Annotated in this window: 18 protein-coding genes; 7 read left to right on the top strand and 11 right to left on the bottom strand. The window is 70.6% G+C overall.

What is annotated here, in order from left to right; translation table 11 throughout:
• Window positions 1-18: 18 nt before the first annotated feature.
• Window positions 19-1,020, top strand: coding sequence for an ABC transporter substrate-binding protein (locus tag LB823_RS00090; protein WP_224644742.1), 1,002 nt, complete (start codon window positions 19-21; stop codon window positions 1,018-1,020).
• Complete coding sequence (locus LB823_RS00085; protein WP_224644741.1) at window positions 1,017-1,994, top strand: ABC transporter substrate-binding protein; 978 nt, start codon at window positions 1,017-1,019, stop codon at window positions 1,992-1,994. The genes LB823_RS00090 and LB823_RS00085 overlap by 4 nt, the downstream gene beginning before the upstream one ends.
• Before the next feature lie 19 nt (window positions 1,995-2,013).
• Here the strand turns inward: LB823_RS00085 and LB823_RS00080 are convergent, their stop codons facing one another.
• The 3 genes from LB823_RS00080 to LB823_RS00070 form a co-directional block, all read right to left on the bottom strand.
• Window positions 2,014-3,111 (bottom strand): endonuclease NucS domain-containing protein, encoded by a 1,098-nt coding sequence (locus tag LB823_RS00080; protein ID WP_224644740.1) that lies wholly within the window; start codon window positions 3,109-3,111, stop codon window positions 2,014-2,016.
• 66 nt (window positions 3,112-3,177) lie between these two features.
• Window positions 3,178-4,167: a bile acid:sodium symporter family protein gene (locus LB823_RS00075; RefSeq protein WP_224644739.1), complete on the bottom strand. Its 990-nt coding sequence runs from the start codon at window positions 4,165-4,167 to the stop codon at window positions 3,178-3,180.
• A gap of 3 nt (window positions 4,168-4,170) precedes the next feature.
• Complete coding sequence (locus LB823_RS00070; RefSeq protein WP_224644738.1) at window positions 4,171-4,644, bottom strand: SdpI family protein; 474 nt, start codon at window positions 4,642-4,644, stop codon at window positions 4,171-4,173.
• 82 nt (window positions 4,645-4,726) lie between these two features.
• On the opposite strand from LB823_RS00070, the gene leuS reads away from it, so the two are divergent.
• The 3 genes from leuS to LB823_RS00055 are packed head-to-tail and all read left to right on the top strand — an operon-like array spanning window position 4,727 to window position 9,297.
• Window positions 4,727-7,579, top strand: coding sequence for a leucine--tRNA ligase (gene leuS, locus LB823_RS00065; RefSeq protein ID WP_308011399.1), 2,853 nt, complete (start codon window positions 4,727-4,729; stop codon window positions 7,577-7,579).
• A 15-nt stretch (window positions 7,580-7,594) separates the two neighbouring features.
• Window positions 7,595-8,656 carry a hypothetical protein gene (locus LB823_RS00060; protein WP_224644737.1) on the top strand — a complete coding sequence of 354 codons (1,062 nt, stop codon included), beginning with the start codon at window positions 7,595-7,597 and terminating at the stop codon, window positions 8,654-8,656.
• Window positions 8,653-9,297 carry a maleylpyruvate isomerase family mycothiol-dependent enzyme gene (locus LB823_RS00055; protein ID WP_224644736.1) on the top strand — a complete coding sequence of 215 codons (645 nt, stop codon included), beginning with the start codon at window positions 8,653-8,655 and terminating at the stop codon, window positions 9,295-9,297. Before LB823_RS00060 ends, LB823_RS00055 begins: the two co-directional genes overlap by 4 nt.
• A 107-nt stretch (window positions 9,298-9,404) precedes the next feature.
• On the opposite strand, the gene LB823_RS00050 is transcribed toward LB823_RS00055, so the two are convergent.
• The gene (locus tag LB823_RS00050) at window positions 9,405-11,024 is read right to left on the bottom strand and encodes an HNH endonuclease signature motif containing protein (protein WP_224644735.1); all 1,620 of its coding nucleotides are present in this window, start codon (window positions 11,022-11,024) and stop codon (window positions 9,405-9,407) included.
• Window positions 11,025-11,147: 123 nt separating this feature from the next.
• Between LB823_RS00050 and LB823_RS00045 the strand changes: the two genes are divergently transcribed.
• Window positions 11,148-12,329, top strand: coding sequence for a winged helix DNA-binding domain-containing protein (locus LB823_RS00045; RefSeq protein WP_224644734.1), 1,182 nt, complete (start codon window positions 11,148-11,150; stop codon window positions 12,327-12,329).
• A gap of 18 nt (window positions 12,330-12,347) precedes the next feature.
• Here the strand turns inward: LB823_RS00045 and LB823_RS00040 are convergent, their stop codons facing one another.
• From LB823_RS00040 to LB823_RS00015, 6 genes are all read right to left on the bottom strand, one after another.
• Window positions 12,348-12,986, bottom strand: a complete 639-nt coding sequence (locus LB823_RS00040) for an O-methyltransferase (RefSeq protein WP_224644733.1) — start codon at window positions 12,984-12,986, stop codon at window positions 12,348-12,350.
• A 42-nt stretch (window positions 12,987-13,028) separates the two neighbouring features.
• The gene (locus LB823_RS00035; protein ID WP_224644732.1) at window positions 13,029-13,712 is read right to left on the bottom strand and encodes an SDR family oxidoreductase; all 684 of its coding nucleotides are present in this window, start codon (window positions 13,710-13,712) and stop codon (window positions 13,029-13,031) included.
• A gap of 88 nt (window positions 13,713-13,800) precedes the next feature.
• The gene (locus tag LB823_RS00030) at window positions 13,801-15,072 is read right to left on the bottom strand and encodes an MFS transporter (protein ID WP_224644731.1); all 1,272 of its coding nucleotides are present in this window, start codon (window positions 15,070-15,072) and stop codon (window positions 13,801-13,803) included.
• Between the two features lie 74 nt (window positions 15,073-15,146).
• Window positions 15,147-15,632, bottom strand: a complete 486-nt coding sequence (locus LB823_RS00025) for a MarR family winged helix-turn-helix transcriptional regulator (protein ID WP_224644730.1) — start codon at window positions 15,630-15,632, stop codon at window positions 15,147-15,149.
• A gap of 81 nt (window positions 15,633-15,713) precedes the next feature.
• On the bottom strand, window positions 15,714-17,780 hold the full coding sequence (locus LB823_RS00020; RefSeq protein WP_224644729.1) for a PhoX family phosphatase: 2,067 nt from the start codon (window positions 17,778-17,780) through the stop codon (window positions 15,714-15,716).
• Window positions 17,781-17,946: 166 nt separating this feature from the next.
• Window positions 17,947-18,834 carry an LLM class flavin-dependent oxidoreductase gene (locus LB823_RS00015; RefSeq protein ID WP_224644728.1) on the bottom strand — a complete coding sequence of 296 codons (888 nt, stop codon included), beginning with the start codon at window positions 18,832-18,834 and terminating at the stop codon, window positions 17,947-17,949.
• A gap of 126 nt (window positions 18,835-18,960) precedes the next feature.
• Here LB823_RS00015 and LB823_RS00010 point away from each other — a divergent pair, with 126 nt between their 5' ends.
• On the top strand, window positions 18,961-20,943 hold the full coding sequence (locus LB823_RS00010) for an OPT family oligopeptide transporter (RefSeq protein WP_224644727.1): 1,983 nt from the start codon (window positions 18,961-18,963) through the stop codon (window positions 20,941-20,943).
• Between the two features lie 63 nt (window positions 20,944-21,006).
• Here LB823_RS00010 and LB823_RS00005 read toward each other — a convergent pair.
• Window positions 21,007-21,846, bottom strand: an 840-nt coding sequence (locus LB823_RS00005; RefSeq protein ID WP_224644726.1) for a TerD family protein, incomplete at its 5' end; no start/stop codon positions are given.

Raw genomic sequence — 21,846 nt, 5'->3', positions numbered from 1 at the left:
TATTCGATGGAGGGTGTCATGAGGCGGTTCAACTCGGCGCTCGTCGCCGCGGTGGCGGTGGTCGGGCTGGTCACGACGGCGTGCGGTGGATCGGGCTCCGACGGTGCCGCCCCCGCGGCGAGCACCGTCACGATCACGCAGGTCAACGGGGTCACCGAGTTCCCCGTCGGCCCGACCCGCATCGTCGCCACCGGGTACTCGATCGACAACATCCTGGCCCTCGGCATCAAGCCCGTCGCCGTGGTGGAGGGCGGGCTGCCGCTGCCCGCGCCCTGGCACGGCAAACAGCTCGACGGCATCCCGATCATCAAGTCCCCGGACAAGAAGTCCATGCCGGTCGAGGAGATCGCGAAGTACCGCCCCGAGCTGTTCGCCGGCGACAACTACGTGGTCGACCGGCCCACCTTCGAGCGGCTGTCCGCCGTCACCAAGGTGCTGGGCGGCATCAGCGAGAACGGGACGAGCGCGGCCTGGGACGTCCAGCTCAAGGCCCTCGGTCAGATCCTGGGCAAGCAGGACGCCGTCACGAAGATCCTCGCGGACGACAAGGCCCGGTTCGCCGCCGTCCGCGAGCGGCATCCGGGACTGCGGGGAAAGTCGGCGGTCCTCGCGCAGTACATCGCCGCGTCGAGCACGTTCAACTTCGTCTCCTCCGCCGCCGACCCGACGAACACCATGTTCGCCGAGCTGGGGATGACCCTCCCGAAGGCGATCAAGGACAACCCGCGCTTCGCCGTCGGTGCGGGCCAGCAGGGCGGCCGGACCCCGGTCTCCTTGGAGCTGCTCCCCCAGATCGCCTCGAACCTCATGGTGATCTACCCGAACGGCGCCACCGCGGCGGATCTGCAGCGCCTGCCCGGCTACGCGGGCCTGCCGCAGGTGACCTCGGGCGCCACCCAGGTGGTGGACCTGCAGACCGTGATCGCGCTGAACCAGCCCACCCCGCTGAGTCGCGAATGGATCCTGCCGCAGCTGGAGCCGCTCCTCGTCAACGCGGCGCAGCAGCAGGCGGTGGCATGATGCGGCGCCTCGCGGCGGCCGTCGCGGCGCTCGCCCTGCTCGCGGGCTGCGGATCGGGCACGACGGAGCCGGCGGCACCGTCGGCCTCGACGGTGTCGATCGCCCAGGCCAACGGCACCATCGACTATCCCGTGGGCGCGAAGCGGATCGTGGCGCAGGGCTATGCGATCGACAACGTGCTGGCCCTGGGCATCAAGCCGGTCGCGATCGTGCAGCTGACCCAGCCGCTACCCGCCGCGTGGCAGCGCGAGCTGCTCAAGGACGTGCCGGTGATCAAGGCGCCCGGCGCCACGAGCCTGCCGGCCGAGGAGATCGCCAAGTACCAGCCGGACCTGTTCGTCGGCGACCACCGGGTGGTCAAGGGCGAGAACTTCGCCGCGGTCAGCGGCGTGACCAAGGTCCTCGGCGGCATCGCCGCCACGGGCCCGGACTCCGGCTGGAACGCCCAGCTCCTCGCCCTCGGCCGGATCGTCGGCAAGGAGGACGAGGCGAAGCGGGTGATCGCGGCCGATCACGACCTGGTGACGGGATTCGCGAACCGGTACCCGGGCCTACAGGGGAAGACGGGGTTCGTGGCGCAGTACGCGGCCGCGGCGTCCAGCTTCAACGTGATCGCGAGCCCGCAGGACCCGACGAACCTGTTCCTCGGGGAGCTGGGGCTGACGGTGCCGAAGGCGATCCGCGACGAGCCGCGATTCGTCAACCCCGCGACCCGCGGCATGGTCTCGCTGGAGCTGCTCCCCCGCGTGGGCGCCAACGTCATGGCGATCTACCCCAACGGCGCGACGGGCGAGGACCTGCTGCGGCTGCCCGGCTACTCGGCGTTGCCGCAGGTGCAACGCGGCACCGCCGTGGTCGCGGACCTGGACCTCACCTACTCGGTCTACCAGCCCACGTCGCTGAGCCGGGCCTGGTTCCTGCAGACGATGGAGCCGACCCTCGCGAAGGTCGCGGAGCAGCCGCTCGTGGAGTGACGGGCGGATCCGCAGCGGCTCAGTCGAGACCGAAGTGGCTGGAGACCTCGGAGATCGTGTACTCGTTCCGGAGCTTGCAGGCGGAGTTCTGGTTCGCGAAGAAGCCGGGCTTCCAGAAGGCCTCGGCGCGGGGCACAGCCGTGAGCCATCGAACGGGGACGACCCATTCGCGCTGGTCCTGGTCGTCGTCGCGTTCCGGGAACACGTAGGTGCCCTGCAGCGCCAATGACGAGAGGGGCACCTCGGAGCCGTCGTGGTCGACGACGGCGTCCTCGAACGGCCGGGCGGGCGCGAGGACCTCACCGACGGCGACGTAGCCCGACTTGGGGATGTGGGTGAGGACGCGGGCGCCGACGGGCAGTTGCCGCATCGTGCGGGAGAACCACTCGCCGCCGCCCGCGGAGACGAACCCGTGCGTCCGCGCATCGTCCCAGCTGCGCCCGCCCGCCTCCTCGCCGAAGCTCACGTACCAGTCGTGGCCGTTCCACGCCGCCTGCTTCTTCGCCGCGGACGCCGCCCCGCTGCGGGTCGCGGTGACGCTCGCATCGTCGATGAGCCAGGTGCGGGCCAGGTACTCGCGGTCACCGTCGGCGAAGTAGTCGAGCAGGAGCACGTTGATCGGCACCTGGTAACCGCCCGACAGGTACGCCACCAGTCGTTCGGTCGCGTCGTCCATGTCGCTGGCGACGACGATCAGCTGGTGCCGGGTGTTCAGGTCGTCGGGCGCGCCGTCGCCGAAGACCTCGGCGAAGGCCTCGTCGAAGGAGGCCGCGCCGCCGGTACGCCGCTGGTAGTCGTCGAAGATCGCACGGACCTCGGTATTCTCCAGATCCTGGACCCACGAGGCGTAGTCGAGGACCTGCGCCACGACGTCCCGGGGTGTGCGGTCGCGCTTGAGCTCGATGACCACCACGTCGCCGTCGGCGTTGACGCCGAGCAGGTCGATGAACTTCCCGTACTTGGTGGGAACCTGGCGTCCGATCAGGAGGATCGGCTGGCCGAGCACGTCGGTCTGCGTCTCGATGATGTCCTCGAGGCGCGATTCGAGGGCCAGCTTCGCCGGCTGCACTCGCCGCGGCTCCCCGTCGATCCGCCACATCGCGATCTTCGTCCCCACTCGCCCCACCCCGATCGTCGGCTGCTTCTCGGGCAGCGTACGCGGCGCGACGGGGCGGCGGACCGATCAGGCCGACACGGTCTCCGGCTCCAGCTCGCGCCCGTACTTCGCGGCCAACCAGGCGCACATCATCAGCTGGACCTGGTGGAAGATCATCAGCGGCAGCACCAGCAGGCCGACGGGCTGTCCGGCGAACAGGACGGCCGCCATCGGCAGGCCGGTGGCCATGGACTTCTTGGTGCCGCAGAACTGGATCGCGATCATGTCGGCGCGGTCGAAGCCGAGCTTCTCGGCGGTGTTCCGCGTGAGCCACAGCATCATTACGACGAGCACGACGGACAGCACGATCAGCTGCACCACGCCCACCCAGGAGACCTGGCTCCAGATGTGTTCGCGCATGCCGGCGGAGAAGGCGGAGTAGACCACGAGCACGATCGAGCCGCGGTCGACGTACTTCAGTGCGGCCGCGTGCTTCGCCACGAACTCCCCCACCCACGGCCGCAGCAGCTGGCCGAGGATGAAGGGCAGCAGCAGCTGCAGGCACAGGTCGACGATCGAGCTGCTGTGGAACTGCACCTCGCCGGTGGTCGCCATCAGCGCGAGCACCAGCAGCGGCGTGATGAAGACGCCGAGCAGGTTGGAGACCGAGGCGCTGACGATCGCGCCCGGCACGTTGCCGCCCGCGATCGAGGTGAAGGCGATCGACGACTGCACCGTCGACGGCAGCAGCGTCAGGAACAGCACGCCCGCGTACAGCTCAGGCCGCAGGAGCACCTCCGGCGCGAACCGCAGCAGCACCCCGATGATCGGGAAGACCACGAAGGTGAAGCCCAGGATCACCACGTGCAGGCGCCAGTGCTTGAGGCCGGCCAGCGCCTCCATCGGGTGGATCCGCGCCCCGTACAGGAAGAACAGGACCGCGATCGCGACGGTGACGGCACCGTCGACCACGGGGACCGCGCGCCCCTCCGCCGGGAACAGGGCCGCGAGGCCGACGGCGGCGAAGATCGCGAGGATGAAGCCGTCGATCGAGAGCTTGCCGAGGAGGTTCCGCATCGGCTAGGCGGGCCGCGCCTCGTGGTCGCACATACCCTTGAGGGCACACGCGCCGCAGCCGCCGGTCACGCCGCAATCCGCCGAGGGGTCGTCCGACGGTGCCTCGTCGTCGGCGCTGCAGCAGGTGGCCTCGGGCATCTGCAGGCGCGCCTGGATCGACGCGGCCCGCGCGCCCTGCAGCGCGCCGAAACCGGCGAGGAACAGGCCAGCGACTACGGCGACGACGATCGCGACGTACGACCAGGGCGCGTCCATCGCGAGGCCGATGAGGGCGCCGCCGCCGAAGATGACGCCCGCGGCCACGAGACCGGGCCCGGCGACGCGGTTCGCGGTGCGCCAGAGCAGCGGGTCGGAGAGGGTCTGTTCGGTGCGGACCCCCACGACGCCGTTCTCCGGGAGGCGGCCGGCGAGCCCGGCGCCGCCGACGACGACGGCCGCCGCGGCGGCCAGGGCGAGGATCACAACCAGCACGAACACGATCTCTAGTTTAGAGACCTGTGCAAATCGCGTTCATGCAGGTGTTTGCGGGGCCGACCAGGACCGTCTCTAAGCTGGTGGGGTGACGCAGAACGTTGAACAGACTCCCTCGGCCGGCCCCGCCCACCGGTACACGGCCGAGCTCGCGGGCGCCATCGAGCAGCGGTGGCGCGATCAGTGGCGCGACGGCGGCGTCTTCAACGCCCCGAACCCCGTCGGCCCGCTGGCGGTTTCCGACGGTGCGCTGCCCCCCGAGAAGCTGTTCATCCTCGACATGTTCCCGTACCCCTCCGGCGCGGGCCTGCACGTCGGCCACCCGCTCGGCTTCATCGCGACGGACGTCTTCGGGCGCTACCACCGGATGAACGGCGCCAACGTCCTGCACACGATGGGCTTCGACGCCTTCGGCCTGCCCGCCGAGCAGTACGCGGTGCAAACCGGCACGCACCCGCGCGTGACCACCGAGAAGAACATCGAGCGGTACCTGGAGCAGATCGGCTCGCTGGGCCTCGCCCACGACGAGCGCCGCCGCGTCTCCACCACGGACCCGGAGTTCTACCACTGGACGCAGTGGATCTTCCTGCAGATCTACAACGCCTGGTACGACGCCGCCCAGGACCGCGCGCGACCGATCGCCGAGCTGGAGGCCGAGTTCGCCTCCGGCGCCCGGGCTCTGGACGACGGCCGGGAGTGGTCGGGCCTGACGGTGGCCGAGCGCGCCGCCGTGCTCGACGATCACCGCCTGGTCTACGAGAGCAACTCGCTGGTGAACTGGTGCCCCGGGCTGGGCACCGTGCTCGCCAACGAGGAGGTCACCGCCGACGGTCGCAGCGAACGCGGCAACTTCCCCGTGTACCGCAAGCAGCTGCGGCAGTGGATGATGCGGATCACCGCGTACTCGGACCGCCTGATCGACGACCTGGACGTGCTGGACTGGCCCGAGAAGGTCAAGTCCATGCAGCGCAACTGGATCGGCCGCAGCCGCGGCGCCCGCGTGGCCTTCACCGCCGTCGGCGAGCGGATCGAGGTCTTCACCACCCGCCCCGACACCCTGTTCGGCGCCACCTACATGGTGCTCTCCCCCGAGCATCCGCTGGTCGACCGGCTGACCGCCGACGCCTGGCCCGCCGGGGCGGACGAGCGGTGGACCGGCGGCGCCGGTTCCCCCGCCGAGGCCGTGGCCGCATACCGCGCGTCGATCGCCGCCAAGTCCGACCTGGAGCGCCAGGAGGGCAAGGAGAAGACGGGCGTCTTCCTGGGCACCTTCGCGGTGAACCCGCTGAGCGGCACCGAGATCCCCGTCTTCATCGGCGACTACGTGCTCATGGGCTACGGCACCGGCGCCATCATGGCCGTCCCCGGCCACGACGTGCGCGACCACGAGTTCGCGACCAAGTTCGGCCTGCCCATCGTCGAGGTGGTGGGTAGCGAGGCCGGCGTCGCCGACGAGGCCTACATCGGCGAGGGACCCGCCGTGAACTCGGCGAACGCCGACCTGGACATCAACGGCCTCGGCGTCGCGGAGGCGAAGGCCGCCGTCATCGCGTACCTGGAGAAGACCGGTGCGGGCCGGGGCACCGTGCAGTACAAGCTGCGCGACTGGCTGTTCGCGCGCCAGCGGTACTGGGGCGAGCCCTTCCCCATCGTCTTCGACGCCGACGGTGCGCCGCACGCCCTGCCGGAATCCCAGCTGGCCGTGCTGCTTCCGGAGGTCGAGGACTACGCGCCCGTCGCCTTCGATCCGGAGGACTCGGACTCGCAGCCCTCTCCCCCGCTGGCGAAGGCCACCGACTGGCTGAACGTCGAGCTGGACCTCGGCGACGGACTGCAGGACTACACCCGCGACGCGAACGTCATGCCGCAGTGGGCCGGTAGTTCCTGGTACCAGCTGCGCTACGTGGACCCCACGAACGCGGAGGCGTTCTGCGCCAAGGAGAACGAGGCCTACTGGATGGGCCCGCGGCCCGAGGTCAACGGCGCGGGCGATCCCGGCGGCGTGGACCTGTACGTCGGCGGCGTCGAGCACGCCGTGCTGCACCTGCTGTACGCGCGCTTCTGGCACAAGGTGCTCTTCGACCTGGGCTACGTCACCTCGCGTGAGCCGTACCGGAAGCTGTTCAACCAGGGCATGATCCAGGCCTTCGCCTACACCGATTCCCGCGGCGTCTACGTGCCGGCGGAGGACGTCGTGGAGCGCGACGGGAAGTTCTTCCTGGGCGAGCAGGAGGTGAACCGCGAGTACGGCAAGATGGGCAAGTCCCTGAAGAACTCCGTCGCTCCGGACGACATCGCCCGCGACTACGGCGCCGACACCCTGCGCGTCTACGAGATGTCCATGGGTCCGCTGGACCAGGACCGCGCCTGGGCGACCAAGGACGTCGTGGGCGCGCAGCGCTTCCTGCAGCGCGCCTGGCGCGCGGTGGTCGACGAGGAGACCGGCGTCGTTCGCGTCACCGACGAGACGCCGGCCGACGACTCGATGCGCGTGCTGCACAAGACGATCGCCGGTGTCCGCGAGGACTATTCGGAGATGCGCGACAACACCGCCATCGCCAAGCTGATCGAGCTGACCAACCACCTCACCAAGGCGTACCCCGGCGGCGCGCCGCGCTCGCTCGCCGAGCCGCTGACGCTGATGCTCGCGCCCGTCGCCCCGCACATCGCGGAGGAGCTGTGGAGCCGGCTGGGCCACGCCGAGTCGCTGGCGCACGGCCCCTTCCCCGTGGCCGAGGGTCAGTGGCTGGTACAGGACACCGTCGAGATCCCGGTGCAGGTCAAGGGTAAGGTCCGCTCGCGGATCACCGTGGGCGCCGACGCCTCCGACGAGGCCCTCGAGGCCGCCGCCCTGGCGGACCCGAGGATCGCCGAGCTGCTCGACGGCGCGCCGCGCAAGGTGATCGTCGTCTCCGGCAAGCTCGTCAACATCGTTCCGTAACAGAGGAGTCCGGGCATGAGTTCTCTCGCCGAGCAACTCATGGCCGGCCCTCGCGGTCGGCAGGTGTGCGTGGAGACGCCGTCCTTCACGGATCCTGCCCTTACCCGAGCACGATTCGAGCTGCGTCATCACCTGGACCCGGGGCCGACCGTCCGGCTCCGGATCGGCGACGGGGACGATGAGCCGATCGATGTGAGTGCGGAGATGATCGCGCTGAAAGAGGCTTTGGCGTCGGTCTGCGACGTCGAGGAGCATTTTGTGCACCTCGCACTCGAGACTGCGGTCGAGCAGGCCATGTACTGGCAGGAACCCGAAGGCGCGCAAATTCTGGCGGCGAGACCGGAGATCGCGCCCGAGATCAATGGAATCGCCGATCTCATCGCGAAGTCTCCGATCGCACAGTGGTGGACGGATCCGATGGCTGCGGATCAGTTCCAGGTGCGCAGGGAGGGCTGGCGCGAAGGAGCTCGGCTGCCAGCGGGATCCGTCCTCACGACGTGGGCCGAGGACACCAGATCCGAGGAGGCACGGGCGGCGGTGGAACGCCCGAGCGATCCGCGTGCGGCCTACAGCGCGATCTGGTGGTCCTGTCCGCCGCACCAGCTGATTCAGACGTGTTCGGCGCAGGCGTGCGTCCCCACCGGTCTGTACCTGGTGGAGGACGGGCTAGGCGAGACTCGGGCGACGGTGCACGGCGTCAGTGGCGCCGGCCGGGTACTCGAGATCGATTCCGCAGCGGTGTGGGCGGATCTCTGTCGTGAGTATCCGCTGGAGGTGACCGCCTCGAAGCGCCACGACTGGTACCGCACCACCGGCCTCGCGGACACCCGCTGGGTCATGCCGGACTGGGCGTCGGTGGCGCAGGTGTACGACGCGGCGCACCTGCAGGTCGGGGCGTATCTGGCGGCGAGCGGCACCGCGATCGAGGTGGAGCCGGGGGTGCACTCGGTGATCGCGGGGTGGGCGCCGGGCGACACCTTCTGGCTCACGGATGTCGTCGAAGTGGAACCTCGCGGCCGGATCTTCGTCAAGGATCGGGACGACGATCTGTGGCACGCGGAGGAGGAGAACCCGTGATCGGATCCGTGGCGGACCTCGCGACCGAGGAGCGGCGCAGTCTGCTCGAACTCGTGGAGGGCTTCACGGAAGCGCAGTGGAGTGCGCCCAGCCTGTGTCCGGGGTGGAGCGTCCGGGACGTGGTGCTGCACCACATCAGCTACGACCTGCTCGCAGGGCGGGAGACGCTGCAGCGCATGGTCACCGGCCGCGCGCATCCTGGCAGTTCTTCGAACGATACACGCCTCGCGGAGCTCGCCGGGCTCACCACCGGCGACGTCGTGTCCGCCCTCCGCGCACACCAGCGGCCCACGGGACTGACCTCCGGCTTCGGGTGCCGTATCTCCTTGCTGGACGGCATGATCCACCAGCAGGACGTCCGCCGACCGCTGAACCTGCCGCGGACGATCCCCGGGGAGCGCATCCGGCCGGCGCTGAACTTCGCACTCTGGGCGCCGCCGGTGCGGGGCGCGCTCCGGGGCAGGGGAGTGCGCCTCGTCGCCGACGACCTCGACTGGTCCTTCGGCCGCGGGCCCGAGGTCCGCGGCACGGCCGAGGCGCTGCTGCTCGCTATGGGCGGCCGCACCGTCGTCCTGGAGGAGTTGACCGGGCCGGGCCTGGGTCGATTCACCCGAAACCTGGGAGCCCTCGGTACGCGCTGAGCCCGCCCCGTGCGGACGTGCCCCTGCACGGAGCCGACGGCCCCGATGTGCTGACCCGCCGTGCGCTCCGCCGGCGCGGCTGAACAGTCGCCGAATGTCACCTCGGGTCATGCCACGACAGCGAGCTGGCACGGCGGATCCTCGCGCCAATGGTTGTCGGCGTCGTGGTCGGAGAGCAGGTCCTCCAGCAGCGGAGGGCCATTCGGCCCGTCCAGCATCGCGGCGATGTCGTCGTGGATGGTGCCCACGAAGTCACGGTAGAGGGCGCGTTCGTCCTGCGCGCGCCACTCGTCGGCGTACTGCTGGTGCCGTTGGCGGTGGTGTTCCTGCGCCAGCCGGTAGAGCTCCTCCGCGTGGTGCGAGTGGTTCACGCGGTACTCGCCGGTGGGATCGCCGGTGCGGCGCCACCCGGTGCGGCCGGCGTACTCGTCGCCCTCGGGCAGCGTGACGGTCTCGAATCCGCGGCGCACCTCGTCGTCACTGGGGACCACCTTGCCGTGGTGGGCATCGCAGGCCAGGGTCAGCACCGTGACGTCGGTGGCGCCCCCGTCGCGCCACTCGGTCTTGTGGTGCACCTGGCAGCGGGTGGCCGGCGCATCGCACCGTGGTGCGCTGCAGCCCTTCTCGGATCCGTAGAGGGCGATGCGCTGGTCCGCGGACGCCAGGCGCTTCTCGCGGCCGAGGTACAGCGGGCGCGACGCGACATCCAGCAGCAGAACGTACTTGGGGTTGGCGCCCATCATCCGAAGCGCGTCCTCGACGGGTAGCCGACCACCGGTGGCGGTGGTGGCGATGCCGGTCTCGGACTCGAGCTGATCGATCCCCAGGGTGATGATCGGGACGCACGGCATCCCGCGGTGCTGCCCGAGCGCACCCGAGCCGATCACGATCCGGAGTGCCGCGACGAACGCGTCGTGGTTGCGTTGCACGGCGCTTCGTCGATCCCGCTTCGCCGCTTCGGCGACGGCCTCTGCATCGTCGATGTCGACGGGGTGCTCCGCGTCCGCCGGGTTGTTCACGCCGGGGCGGGCGAGCTTCTCCAGCATCGTGTCCATCAGCGCGCGGGCCTCCGGTGAGAGCACCCCGCCGAGCGCTGACATGAGGTCGTCGCCTTGCTTGCCGACGGTCAACTCGCGCTTGCGGGCGACGTCCTCCGCGGAGGGTTCGGCACCGTCGGGGTCGAGGAGCTCGTACGCACGCCGGCCGAGGAGTACGACGTCCTCCGGCGTGCACCCGCCGACGGCGGCGGTGACCAGCATGTCCTCCAGATCGTGCAGGTCGGGATGGGAGAGCTTGGGGGAGCAGGTGTCGAAGGCCTTCTCGATCGCCAGGGCGTGCCGTTCGGACAGCGTGCCCGCGCGCTGGGCGGCGGCGACGAGGGGCAGGCGCGGCTCGGGAGCGTGCCCGCGTTCCTGCCGCGGCGCGCGCGAACGGGCGCCGCGGATCCGGTCCCGTGCCTCGACGCCCGCCAGGCGCAGCTGATCGACCAGGAGTTCCTTGGCGCCCGTGTAGCCGAGCTGGGCCGGCAGGTCCTGCTCGATGGCCACCTCGGTGAGCCAGTGCTGGCTGCTGGGGACCGTGCGCGCGGCGCGCTCGAGGCGCCGGAGGCTGCCGAGGACCTCCTGCGAGGACAGCATGACGGGGTTCATCGCGGCCAAGCGGTCGGCGGCCTGTTCGAAGGAGGCGAGCGCATCGAGATAGTCAGCCGCAGTGCCGGAATCGATCATGAGCCGCCTCCCTTCGCTACTGCAATTCTACGCTCGTGTGCGAGAGAGGGCAATAGTCTCGAACATGTTTCCGGCGGGGCAGCGATGCCTTAGCCTGGAGTCCTCGGATGAGGGGAGCGCCGGATGCGCCTGATCGACGATGCGGAGCGCCGCGCTCGCATGGCCCGCCGCCACGCCCTCGCGCCGCAGCATCGCACCGATTCCGTGCTGGACGCGGTGCGCGCCGTCGGCGTCCTGCACGCCACGGAGCCGGCGACGCCGTACCTGTCGGTGCACGCGCGGATGCACGACTTCGCCCGTGACGAGTACGAGCGCGAACTCTGGGAGGAGCGCTCGCTCGTCAAGCAGCTCGCCATGCGCCGCACCATGTTCGTCTTCCCGCGCGATCTGTACGGCCCCGCGCTGAGCGGCCCGTCGGACCGCGTCGCGGCCCAGGAGCACGCGAAGATCGCCAAGGACGCGGTCCGCGGCGGCATCGCCGACGACGGCGAGGCCTGGCTCGCACAGGCGCGCGCCGCGGTCCTCGACGCCCTCCGCGGCTGCGAGCTCAGCGCCGTGCGGCTTCGCGAGCAGGTGCCCGAGCTCGACGGCAAGGTGATGATGTCGGAGGGCAAGAAGTACGGCGGCGAGATGCACTTGGCGCCCAGGGTTCTCACCTGGCTCGGCGCGGCGGGGGCGCTGGTGCGTGGGCACAACGAGAGCCACTGGCGGGTGAACCGGAACCAGTGGTCCCGCGCCGACGAGTGGCTCGGCGGGCCGGCCGAGCGCATCGATCCGGCGGAGGCCTACGCGATTCTGGTACGCGAGTACCTGCGTGCCTTCGGCCCGGTCACGGAGACGGACGTGGTGTGGTGGTTCGGCGCCACCAAGACGGCGATCCGCGCCGCGCTCGCCGAGATCGGCGCGGTCCACGTGCGATTGGAGCGCGACGGCACCGGCTGGGTGCTGCCGGAGGACGTGGATCCCGTGGCGCCGGTGGAGCCGTGGGCCGCGCTCCTGCCCGCACTGGATCCCACGCCGATGGGCTGGAAGGAGCGCGCCTTCTATCTCGATCCCGGGTTCGCCGCCGCGATCTACGACAGCGCCGGCAACGCGGGCACAACGGCGTGGTGGGAAGGCCGCGTCGTCGGGGCCTACGTCCAGGACGACGAGGGCGCCGTCGGGCTGGTCCTCGCGCCCGGCACGCCCCGCGCGGCGCGGAAGGCCCTCGACGCGGAGGCCGCTCGGCTGCAGGACTGGCTGGCGGGGGAGCGGGTGAACTCGCTCTACAAGTCCCCGATCACGCTGCCCGCGTACCGGTCCTGATCAGCAGGCGACGCCTGATCAGCGCACGACGGCGATCGCCAGGCCGTCCCAGCCCTTGATCCCGACGGTCTGCAGCGCGGTGGCGTCCAGCCGCGGGTCGGAGCCGAGGCGCTCGAGGGCGCCGCGGATGCCGTCGGCGTCCGGCCCCTCGTCCTGCAGGCGACGCACCACGTTGTCGAGAACGATGACGGTGCCCGGAACACTCAGCCGCAGAGCCCAATCCAGGTAGGCGCGGTTGTTGGCCTTGTCGGCGTCGATGAAGACGAGATCGAACGGGCCCTCGAGGAAGGGCAGGGTGTCGAGCGCGGCACCGACCTTGATGTCGACGCGGTCGCCCAGCCCGGTCTCGTCGAGGCTGGCCCGCGCGACCGCGGCGTGCTCGGGCGAGAACTCCAGGGTGACGACCGACCCCGACGGCACGACGGCCCGGGCCAGCCAGGCGGTGCTGTAGCCGCCGAGGGTGCCGATCTCGAGGATCCGGTCGGCGCGCGCGATGGACGCGAGCAGGTAGAGGAACTTGCCCTGCGTCGCGGAGACGGCGATGTCCGGCAGGCCGCCCGCGGCCTGCGCGGCGCGGATCGGTTCGAACGCGGCCGCGTCGACGGCGACCGTCCGCTCGAGGTAGTCGTCCGTCTCGGCCCAGGACTCGCTGCTCACCGTCCCGACCCTACGCCCATCGGCGAACCCCGGCCACGGGGATCAGCGGGGCCGGAGCACGATCTCCGTGGGGTGCGCGTCGCCGGGGGTCGCGATCGCCTGAACGACGGCGCGGGCGACGCTCTCCGGGCGGAGCAGGCCCTCGGTCGCGTACTCGCGCCCCTCGGCGGCGAAGATGCCCTGCTGCATCTCCGTGTCGATCCGCCCGGGGAAGACGCTGGTCACGCGCAGCGCGGGCTCCTCCGCGCGGAGCGCCTCGGCGAAGGAGGTGAGTCCGAACTTGCTGGCCGCGTAGGCCGACCAGCCGGGGTTGGCGCGCTTGCCGGCGCCCGAGTTGATCAGCACGACGTGGCCGCCGGCGGCGCGGAGGGCCGGCAGCAGGGCGCGGGTGAGCTCGACGACCGCGAGCAGGTTGACCTCGAACATCTCCCGCCAGTCGGCGGCGGACGTGTCCTCGATCCGCCCGATGCGGCCGACGCCGGCGTTGTGCACGAGCACGTCGAGCCGGTCGATCGGTGCGACGAGTTCCCGGACCGCGGAATGATCGGTGAGGTCGGCCGGAAACGCTGCGGCATCGTCGAACTCGGCGACGAGGCCGTCCAGCGCGGGGGAGGGGCGGCCGCCGAGCAGGAGCCGGTGCGTGCCGCCGAGCCCGCGCGCGATGTGCGCGCCGAGCCCGCGGGAGGCGCCGGTGACGAGGGCGAGGGGGCGGGCGTCGTCGGTCATGCGGTCACGCTACCGAAGGCCCCGGGTACGGGAGAACCCCGGTCGAATCCTGGGGATCCGCCGGGGTTCTCGGGTCTGGGACGAGCGCTCAGAACTCCGCGTCGCCGACGAGGGCGGCCTCGGCCGGGACCTCGTGGGAGTCGGCGTCCTTGCCGCGCACCTGGGTCAGGACCACGGCGGCCACGACGCAGGCGATCGCGCCGATGTAGAACGGGGCGGCGGGGCTGCCGAACCAGTTCGCGAAGTGCGCCACGAAGGTCGCGGCGAGGGCGCCGCCGGCCCAGCGCAGGAAGTTGTAGCCGGCGCTGGCGACGGGGCGGGGCGCGTCGGCGATCGACATCGCGGTGCCCGTGAACAGGGTGTTCAGCACGCCCGACGGGATGCCGGACAGCACGACGACGGTGACGACCACCGCGACGTTCTCGTGGCCGATGGCGGCGACCACCAGCAGCACGCCGTAGACCAGCACGGCCACGATGGAGCCGGTGCGCTCGCCGAGGGCGGCGGCGACCTTCGGCGCGAGCCACACGCCGCTCACGGCGACCAGCAGGCCCCAGCCGACGAACACGGCGCCGACGAAGTACGCGCTCTGGTGCAGCACGAACGGCGACCAGGCGAGGATGGTGAAGAAGGCGGCGGTGTAGAACGCGGAGCCGAGTCCGGTGAGGAACAGGCCGCGCTGGCGCAGCGCCTTGAGCGGGGCCAGCGGCGAGACGGTGCCCTCACGCTGCCGCTTCTCCTTCGCCTCGGCCGCATCGGGCTTCAGCATCGTCGCGCACAGCACGGCGCCGATCAGCATGAGGACGGCGGTGCCGGCGAACGGTCCGCGCCAGGAGACGCCGCCGAGGACGGCGCCGAGCAGCGGCCCGACGGCCAGGCCCACGCCGAGCGCGGCCTCGTAGAGCAGGATCGCGCCCTGCTGGCCGCCGGTGGCGGCGGCGACGATCACGGCCAGGGCGGTCGCGATGAACAGCGCGTTGCCGAGGCCCCAGATGGCGCGCCACGCGACGAGGGCGCCGATCGAATTCGCCAGGGCGCAGGCCCCGGCGGCGATCACGATGAGCAGCAGGCCCGCGATGACGGTGCGCTTCGCGCCGAACATCGAGGTGAACCAGCCGATGAACAGCATGGCGACCACCTGGACGCCGAGGTAGGACGAGAACAGCAGGGTGGTCTGGCTGGGCGTCGCGTGCAGGGAGTCGGCGATGGACACCAGGATCGGGTCGACGAGGCCGATGCCCATGAAGGCGATCACCGCGGCGAAGGCCGTGACCCACACCGCCTTGGGCTGATGGGACAGGGTGTCGCGCAGGCTGGGGTGCGCGTGCTCTGTCTGGGTTCGTTCGGCGGTGGTCGTCATCGCAGCTCCTCTCGGGTTACTACGAAATTCTAACTATTACCTCGTGTAAAGAACAAGTCGGTGTGATCGATTCCTCAGTCGCCGTCGCGGTAGCGGTCGATGAGCTTGTTGAGCGCGGGCACCGCCAGGTCCAGGTTCCGGCGGTCCTCGTCCGTCAGCTCGTGCAGGTGCTCGGCGAGGACAGCGTTGCGCGCCGCGATGAGCTCCGAGGTGAGCTGCTCGCCGTGCTCGGAGAGCTGCACCACGACCGCGCGCCCGTCGTCCGGGTCGGGGGTGCGCTGCGCCAGTCCCAGGCGCTCGAGCCCGTCGACGGCGCTCGTCGCGGAGGGCAGCCGGATCCGCAGGAACCGCGCCAGCTCACCCATCCGCACGGGGCCGAGGCGCAGCAGGCTCTGCAGCGCGGACTGCTGCGCCGGGGTCAGATCCGGTCCCGGCGTGTTGCGCCGCATGAGGAAGTGGAGCTGCAGCAAGGGGGATCGCAGTCGCGCGGCGAGGTCGTCCACCTCGGCGTCGGAGGGCGGGGTCGACGGTGCGCCGGGCGCATCGGACACGGAATTCATGCCCCGATACTAGGCACAAATCCGACGGTGCCGGGCCGCCCGTGGGCGAGCCCGGCACCGTCGGACCGGAGGAGCGAGGGGTTACGACCCGATGTTCCCCGACTTCTTCCACACCGCGACCACCGACGGACGGGGCTGGCTGGAACCGCCGTCGGGCCAGTGCGAGGTGGGCTTGTCGGCGGTGGCGTCGTCCGTCTCGCCCGGGTGCTGCACGGCGACGAGCACGCGGTTGTCGCGCACGACGGGGCCGCAGGTCTCGGCGCCGAAGGGCACCGTGAGGAACTGCTTGGTCAGGCCACGGTCCTTGCCCTCCAGGACGACACCGAACAGGCCGTCGTTGCTGTCGAAGGTGGCGTTGGTGCCGTCCGTCGAGATCCACAGGTTGCCGTGGGAGTCGAAGGTGACGTTGTCGGGGCAGCTGATCCGCGAGACCTTGGTCTTGTCGAAGCCGCCGTAGTAGGTGTCGGCGGCGGCGGGGTCACCGCACACCAGCAGCAGGTCCCAGGAGAACTCGGTGCCCGTGTGGTTGTCGGTGATCTCGAGCAGCTGACCGCTCTTGTTCTTCACGCGCGGGTTCGGCGTGTCGATGCCGGCCTTGCCCTCGGTGCCGCGGTCGCTGTTGTTGGTCAGCGCGCAGTAGATCTTGCCGGTCTTGGGGTTCGGCTCGATGTCCTCGGGGCGGTCCATCTTGGTGGCGCCCACCTTGTCGCCCGCGACGCGGGTCCACAGCGCCACGTTCTCGGCCGGCATGCCGTCGACGTGCGACTCGGCGCTGCCGTCGGCCTTGGTGGTGAGCAGCGGGATCCACTTGCCGGTGCCCTTGTAGCCGCCCTCGGGGACCTTGCCGTTCTCCACCTGCTGGCCCTCGAACTTGGCGACGTACAGCGTGCCCTCGTCGAGGATCCGCATGTTCGACTCCATGGCCGCGGCGCCCTTGCCCGGCTGGATCTTCCGCGAGCTGATGAACTTGTAGATGTACTCGAACTTCGAGTCGTCGCCGCAGTAGGTGACGACCTCGCCGGTGGGCGTGACGTAGATGTTGCCGCCCTCGCGCTTCATCCGGCCCACGGCCGAGTGCTTGATCGGCGTCGACTTCGGGTCGTGCGGGTTGACCTCCACGAGGTAGCCGAAGCGGTTGATCTCGTTGGGCTCCTTGGACAGATCGAACCGGTCCTCGTACTTCATCCAGTGGTGGGCGTCCTCGTCCTTGCCCACGCCGTAGCGCTTCCAGCCCTCCTTGAGGCCGTCCAGCGGCGGCTTGTCGGTGCCGGAGAAGTAGTTGGTGTAGTTCTCCTCGCCGGAGATCATGGTGCCCCACGGCGTGATGCCGCCCGAGCAGTTCGCGATGGTGCCCAGCACGCGGGTGCCGGTGGGGTCCGCGGCGGTGCGGGTGAAGAAGGTGCCCGCGGCGGGGCCGCGCAGCTCGAACTCCGTCGACGCGGTGATGCGCCGGTTGTACTCGCCCAGAACGGGAGTCAGCTTGCCCGAGCCGGGCTCGCCCTTGACCTCGACCACGGTGATGCCGTGCGCGGCCATCTCGACCCGCACCTGGTTCTCGGTGGGATCGCCCTCCTTGTAGCCCTTGAACATCGCGGTGCCGGTCGTGTACTCCTGGTTGCACACCATGAGGAAGGTGTCCGGCTTGCCGTCCACGGCGATGAGATCCGTGAAGTCGTTGTTGAAGCCGAACTGCTGCGCCTGCGCCTCGGGGGTCTGGTTGTCGAAGTCGAACTGCGGCGCGCCCGGGATCACCGGATCGCCCCAGCGGATGACGACGGCCTGCTCGTAGCCCTCGGGCACCGTGACGGCGTCGGCCTTGTTCGGGGTGATGGCGTTGAAGTTCAGGCCGGGGGCGTTCACGTTCTCCGACGGTGCGCCGTTCCCCGCGGCCGCGCTGGAGGAGGCGCCCGCGCCGGTGGAACCGTTGTCGCCGCACGCCGCGAGGACGGTGACCGCGCCCGCGCCCAGCGCCGCCACGCCCGCGCCGCGCAGCACGGTGCGCCGGGTGATGTCGCCGAAGTAGTCGTTGTCCGACTGGTTGTCGTGCTCGCGGAAGCACTGGTTGCCGCACTTGTACTTGCAGGTCGTGTGCGAGCGGGCCGACTTACCGTCGTGATCGGTGAGCAGGCGCAGGTTGGGCAGGCGCATGGGGTCTCCCTGAGGCTGAGGGCTGAGCGGGATCTGTGTGGCTGAATCCCGGTCAATGTGTCAGGGCGACGTGAGCGTCAGGGAAAGTCGCGGTAACGGAAGCCCAAAGTACATTTAGGTACCCACAGGAAATAGCCCGAGCGAGTCGGCGCCGAACCCTCGGCGGTCAGTGGCCGCCGGCGGTGAGGTGGCGGTCCGCGAAGGCGTCCAGGGCGGCCTCGGTGCCCTCGTAGGGCTCGCCGTCGCGGGGCCAGTGCAGGATCACGTCGGTGAAGCCGAGCTCCGCGGCGCGGCCCACGGCGTCGTCGGCGGCGCCGGGTGAGCTCAGGGAGTACGTGCCGCCGGAGTCGATCGACAGGTAGCGGTCGACGGTGCCCCGGTCGCGCCCCGCCGCGTCCAGCGCGTCGTCGAGCCGCTTCGACAGCCTGGCGACGCGGGACCACCAGGCGTCGCCGCCGTCACCGTCGGGCCCGGTGGTGACCCAGCCCTGCCCCTGCTCGGCCACGAGGCGCAGCCCCTTCGGGCCGTTCGCCGCGAGCACGAAGGGCATGCGCGGCGCCTGCGCGGGCTCCCCGACCATGCGCGCGCCGACGGCGCGGTATAGCGGACCGTCGAAGGAGATCGGGCCCTCCTGCTCGAACCGGAGCAGCACGTCGAGGTCGCGGGTGAACTCGACGAAGCGCTCGTGCCGCTCGCGCGGGGTGAGCTCGGGCTGCCCGAGGACGAAGGCGTCGAATCCGGTGCCGCCGGAGCCGATCCCCAGCAGCAGGCGGCCGCCGGCGATCTCGTCGACGCCGGCCAGGTCCTTCGCGAACGGGACGGGGTGGCGGAAGTTGGGGGAGGTGACGAAGGTGCCCAGCCGGATCCGCTCCGTGGCGGTGGCCGCCGCGGTGAGCAGCGGGACCGTCGCGCCCCAGGGCTGATCGGCGAGGGTGCGCCACGACAGGTGGTCGTAGGTCCACGCGTGATCGAAGCCCAGCGCCTCCGCCTTGCGCCAGCGCCGACGCGCCTCGGGCCACGGGTACTGGGGCAGGATCACCACTCCGAATCGCACGCTTCCACCCTACGACTCGTGACCGTTACACACGACCTCGCGCGTTCGAGTCGTGCGATCGCGTGCTGGGACCTAGTGTTTTCACGTTCGGCCGAACCGGCCACGTCCTTGAGAAGGGATACATCCATGTCCACACCGGTACCCGCCGCGCCGAAATCCGGCGTCCGCGAGTTCACGACCCGCGCCGTCATCCTCGGCGGCATCATCACGCTCGTCTTCACCGCGGCCAACGCCTACCTGGGCCTGAAGGTCGGCCTGACCTTCGCCACGTCGATCCCGGCGGCCGTGATCTCGATGGCGCTGCTGCGCTACTTCGCGAACCACTCCATCGTCGAGAACAACATCGTCCAGACGATCGCCTCGGCCGCGGGCACCCTCTCGGCCATCGTCTTCATCCTCCCCGGCCTCGTGATGATCGGGTGGTGGGCGAACTTCCCGTACTGGACCACCACGCTCGTCTGCCTGATCGGCGGCGTCCTGGGCGTCATGTACTCGATCCCGCTGCGGAGGGCCCTGGTCACGGGCTCGGACCTGCCCTTCCCCGAGGGCGTCGCCGCGGCCGAGGTGCTCAAGGTCGGCGACACCGCGGAGGGCGCGAACGAGAACAAGCGCGGTCTGATGGTCATCGTCGTCGGCTCGCTGGCGGCCGCGGGCTACGCGCTGCTGGCCAAGATGAAGATCGTCGCCGAGGGCCTGTCGACCACGCTCCGGATCGGCAACGGCGGCACCCTGTTCGTGCCGGGCCTGTCCTTCGCGCTCATCGGCGTCGGCCACCTGGTCGGCGTGACCGTCGGCTTCGCGATGATCGTCGGCCTCGTCATCTCCTACTTCGTGCTGCTGCCGATGTGGACCGCCGGCGATCTCCCGGACACGGGCAGCATCACCAAGGTCATCTCGACCGCGTTCAGCACCGAGGTCCGCCTCATCGGCGCCGGCGCGATCGCCATCGCCGCCGTGTGGACCCTGATCAAGATCCTCGGCCCGGTGCTGCGCGGCATCGCCGATTCGATCGCGTCCTCCCGCAAGCGCCGCGAGGGCGAGCTCGTCGACATCACCGAGCGCGACATGCCCTTCCCGTACGTGGCGGGCATCGTGATCGCCTCCCTCGTGCCGATCGGTGTGCTGCTGTGGACCTTCACCAGCGGCACCGCGCTCGAGGGCCAGGCCGGCGGCATCATCACCCTGAGCATCGTCTACATCCTGGTCCTCGGCCTCGTGGTCGCGTCCGTCTGCGGCTACATGGCCGGCCTCATCGGCGCGTCCAACAGCCCCGTCTCCGGCGTCGGCATCCTCGTCGTGCTGTCCGCGGCGCTGCTGATCCGCGCGGTCTGGGGCCCGTCGGAGGGCGACACCGCGAACGCGTTGGTCGCGTACACGCTGTTCACCGCGGCGATCATCTTCAGCATCGCCACCATCTCCAACGACAACCTGCAGGACCTCAAGACGGGTCAGCTCGTCGGCGCGACGCCGTGGAAGCAGCAGGTGGCGCTCGTGATCGGCGTGGCCTTCGGCTCCGCGATCATCCCGCCGGTGCTCGACCTGCTGCAGGAGGGCTTCGGCTTCGTCGGTGCACCGGGCGCGGGCGAGAGCGCCCTTGCGGCGCCGCAGGCCTCGCTGCTGTCGAGCCTGTCGAAGGGCGTCTTCGGCGGCGATCTCGACTGGGGCCTCATCGGCCTCGGCGCGATCATCGGCGCCGTCGTCATCCTCATCGACGAGGTGCTGTCCCGGACCTCGAAGTTCCGCCTGCCGCCGCTGGCCGTGGGCATGGGCATGTACCTGCCGATGAGCGTGACGCTGATGATCCCCGTCGGCGCCCTGCTGGGCTACTTCTACAACCGCTGGGCGGACGGCTCCGCGACCGGTGAGGCCGCCGAGGGGCGCAAGCGCCTGGGCACGCTGCTGGCGACCGGCCTGATCGTGGGCGAGTCGCTGTTCGGCGTGATCTACGCGGGCATCGTCGTCGCCACCGACAAGGACGAGCCGCTGGCGCTGCCCTTCATCGGCGAGGGCTGGCTGCACTGGGGCGAGGCGCTGGGCGTCGTGCTGTTCGCGGCGATCTGCGTCGCGCTGTACGCCCGCACCAAGAAGGTCGCCGCGGAACCCGTGTAGTCCTAGCGGTTCCGGCGTGTGTGGGATCGTGTCCGCTGAGCGGGCACGATCCCACGCTCGTTCTCAGCCGAGGAAGGGCGCGAGCTGCGGGATCGCGTCCCGGGGGGTCTTGGCGTTGATGCACTCGCCGATCGCCTGCAGCTTCCACTCCCCGCCCTGACGGGTGATCGTGCACATGACGATCCCTGTGTACGGCATGCCGCCGGCCAGCGCGAACCGCGCCAGCTCGACGCCGGTGGTCGAGTCCACGAGCCGGCAGTAGGCGTTGTCGACCTGGTCGAAGCGCTGCCCCTGGTACGAGCTCACGATGAAGACGAGCGAGGTGACCTGCGGCGTCACCGCGGGCAGGTCCACGTTGACCACCTCGTCGTCGCCGTCGCCCGCGCCGGTGAGGTTGTCGCCCAGGTGCTGGATCGAGCCGTCCTTCGACCGCAGCTGGCCGAAGTACACCACGTCCACCGGCTGCTGCCCGGCGAAGAGCACGACCGAGGCGTCCAGGTCGATGTCCTTGGCCTTCGAGCCGAACAGGCCCTGCTTGCGCACCGGGTCCCAGCCGAGGCCCATCGCGATCCGCGTCAGCTGGACGCCGCCGTCCTTGCGCAGCACCACCTTCTGGCCCTTGGTGAGGTCGACGCGCTTGTTCTTGGTCAGGCTGATCTCGCCCGACCCGGCCGCCGGCTGCTGGCCCGCGAGCTGTGCCGTCGGCGTGAAGGGCTGCTGCGCCGGCGGCTGCGGGGCCGGGTTCTGCTGCGGCGCGGGGGTGTTGAAGTAGTCGATCGGGGCGCTGCCCGCCGGGGCCGACGGTGCCGTCCCGCTCGCGAAGTAGTCGATCGGCTGGCCGGATGCCGCGGGCGGCTGGTTCTGCGCCGGCGGGGCCGGGTTCGACGGTGCCTGCGGCGCGGG

The organism is Tsukamurella sp. M9C, from assembly GCF_020169415.1.
GTDB lineage: Bacteria > Actinomycetota > Actinomycetes > Mycobacteriales > Mycobacteriaceae > Tsukamurella.
The sequence above is the reverse complement of the archived record's forward strand: the minus strand, read 5'-3'. Positions and strand labels throughout refer to the sequence as shown.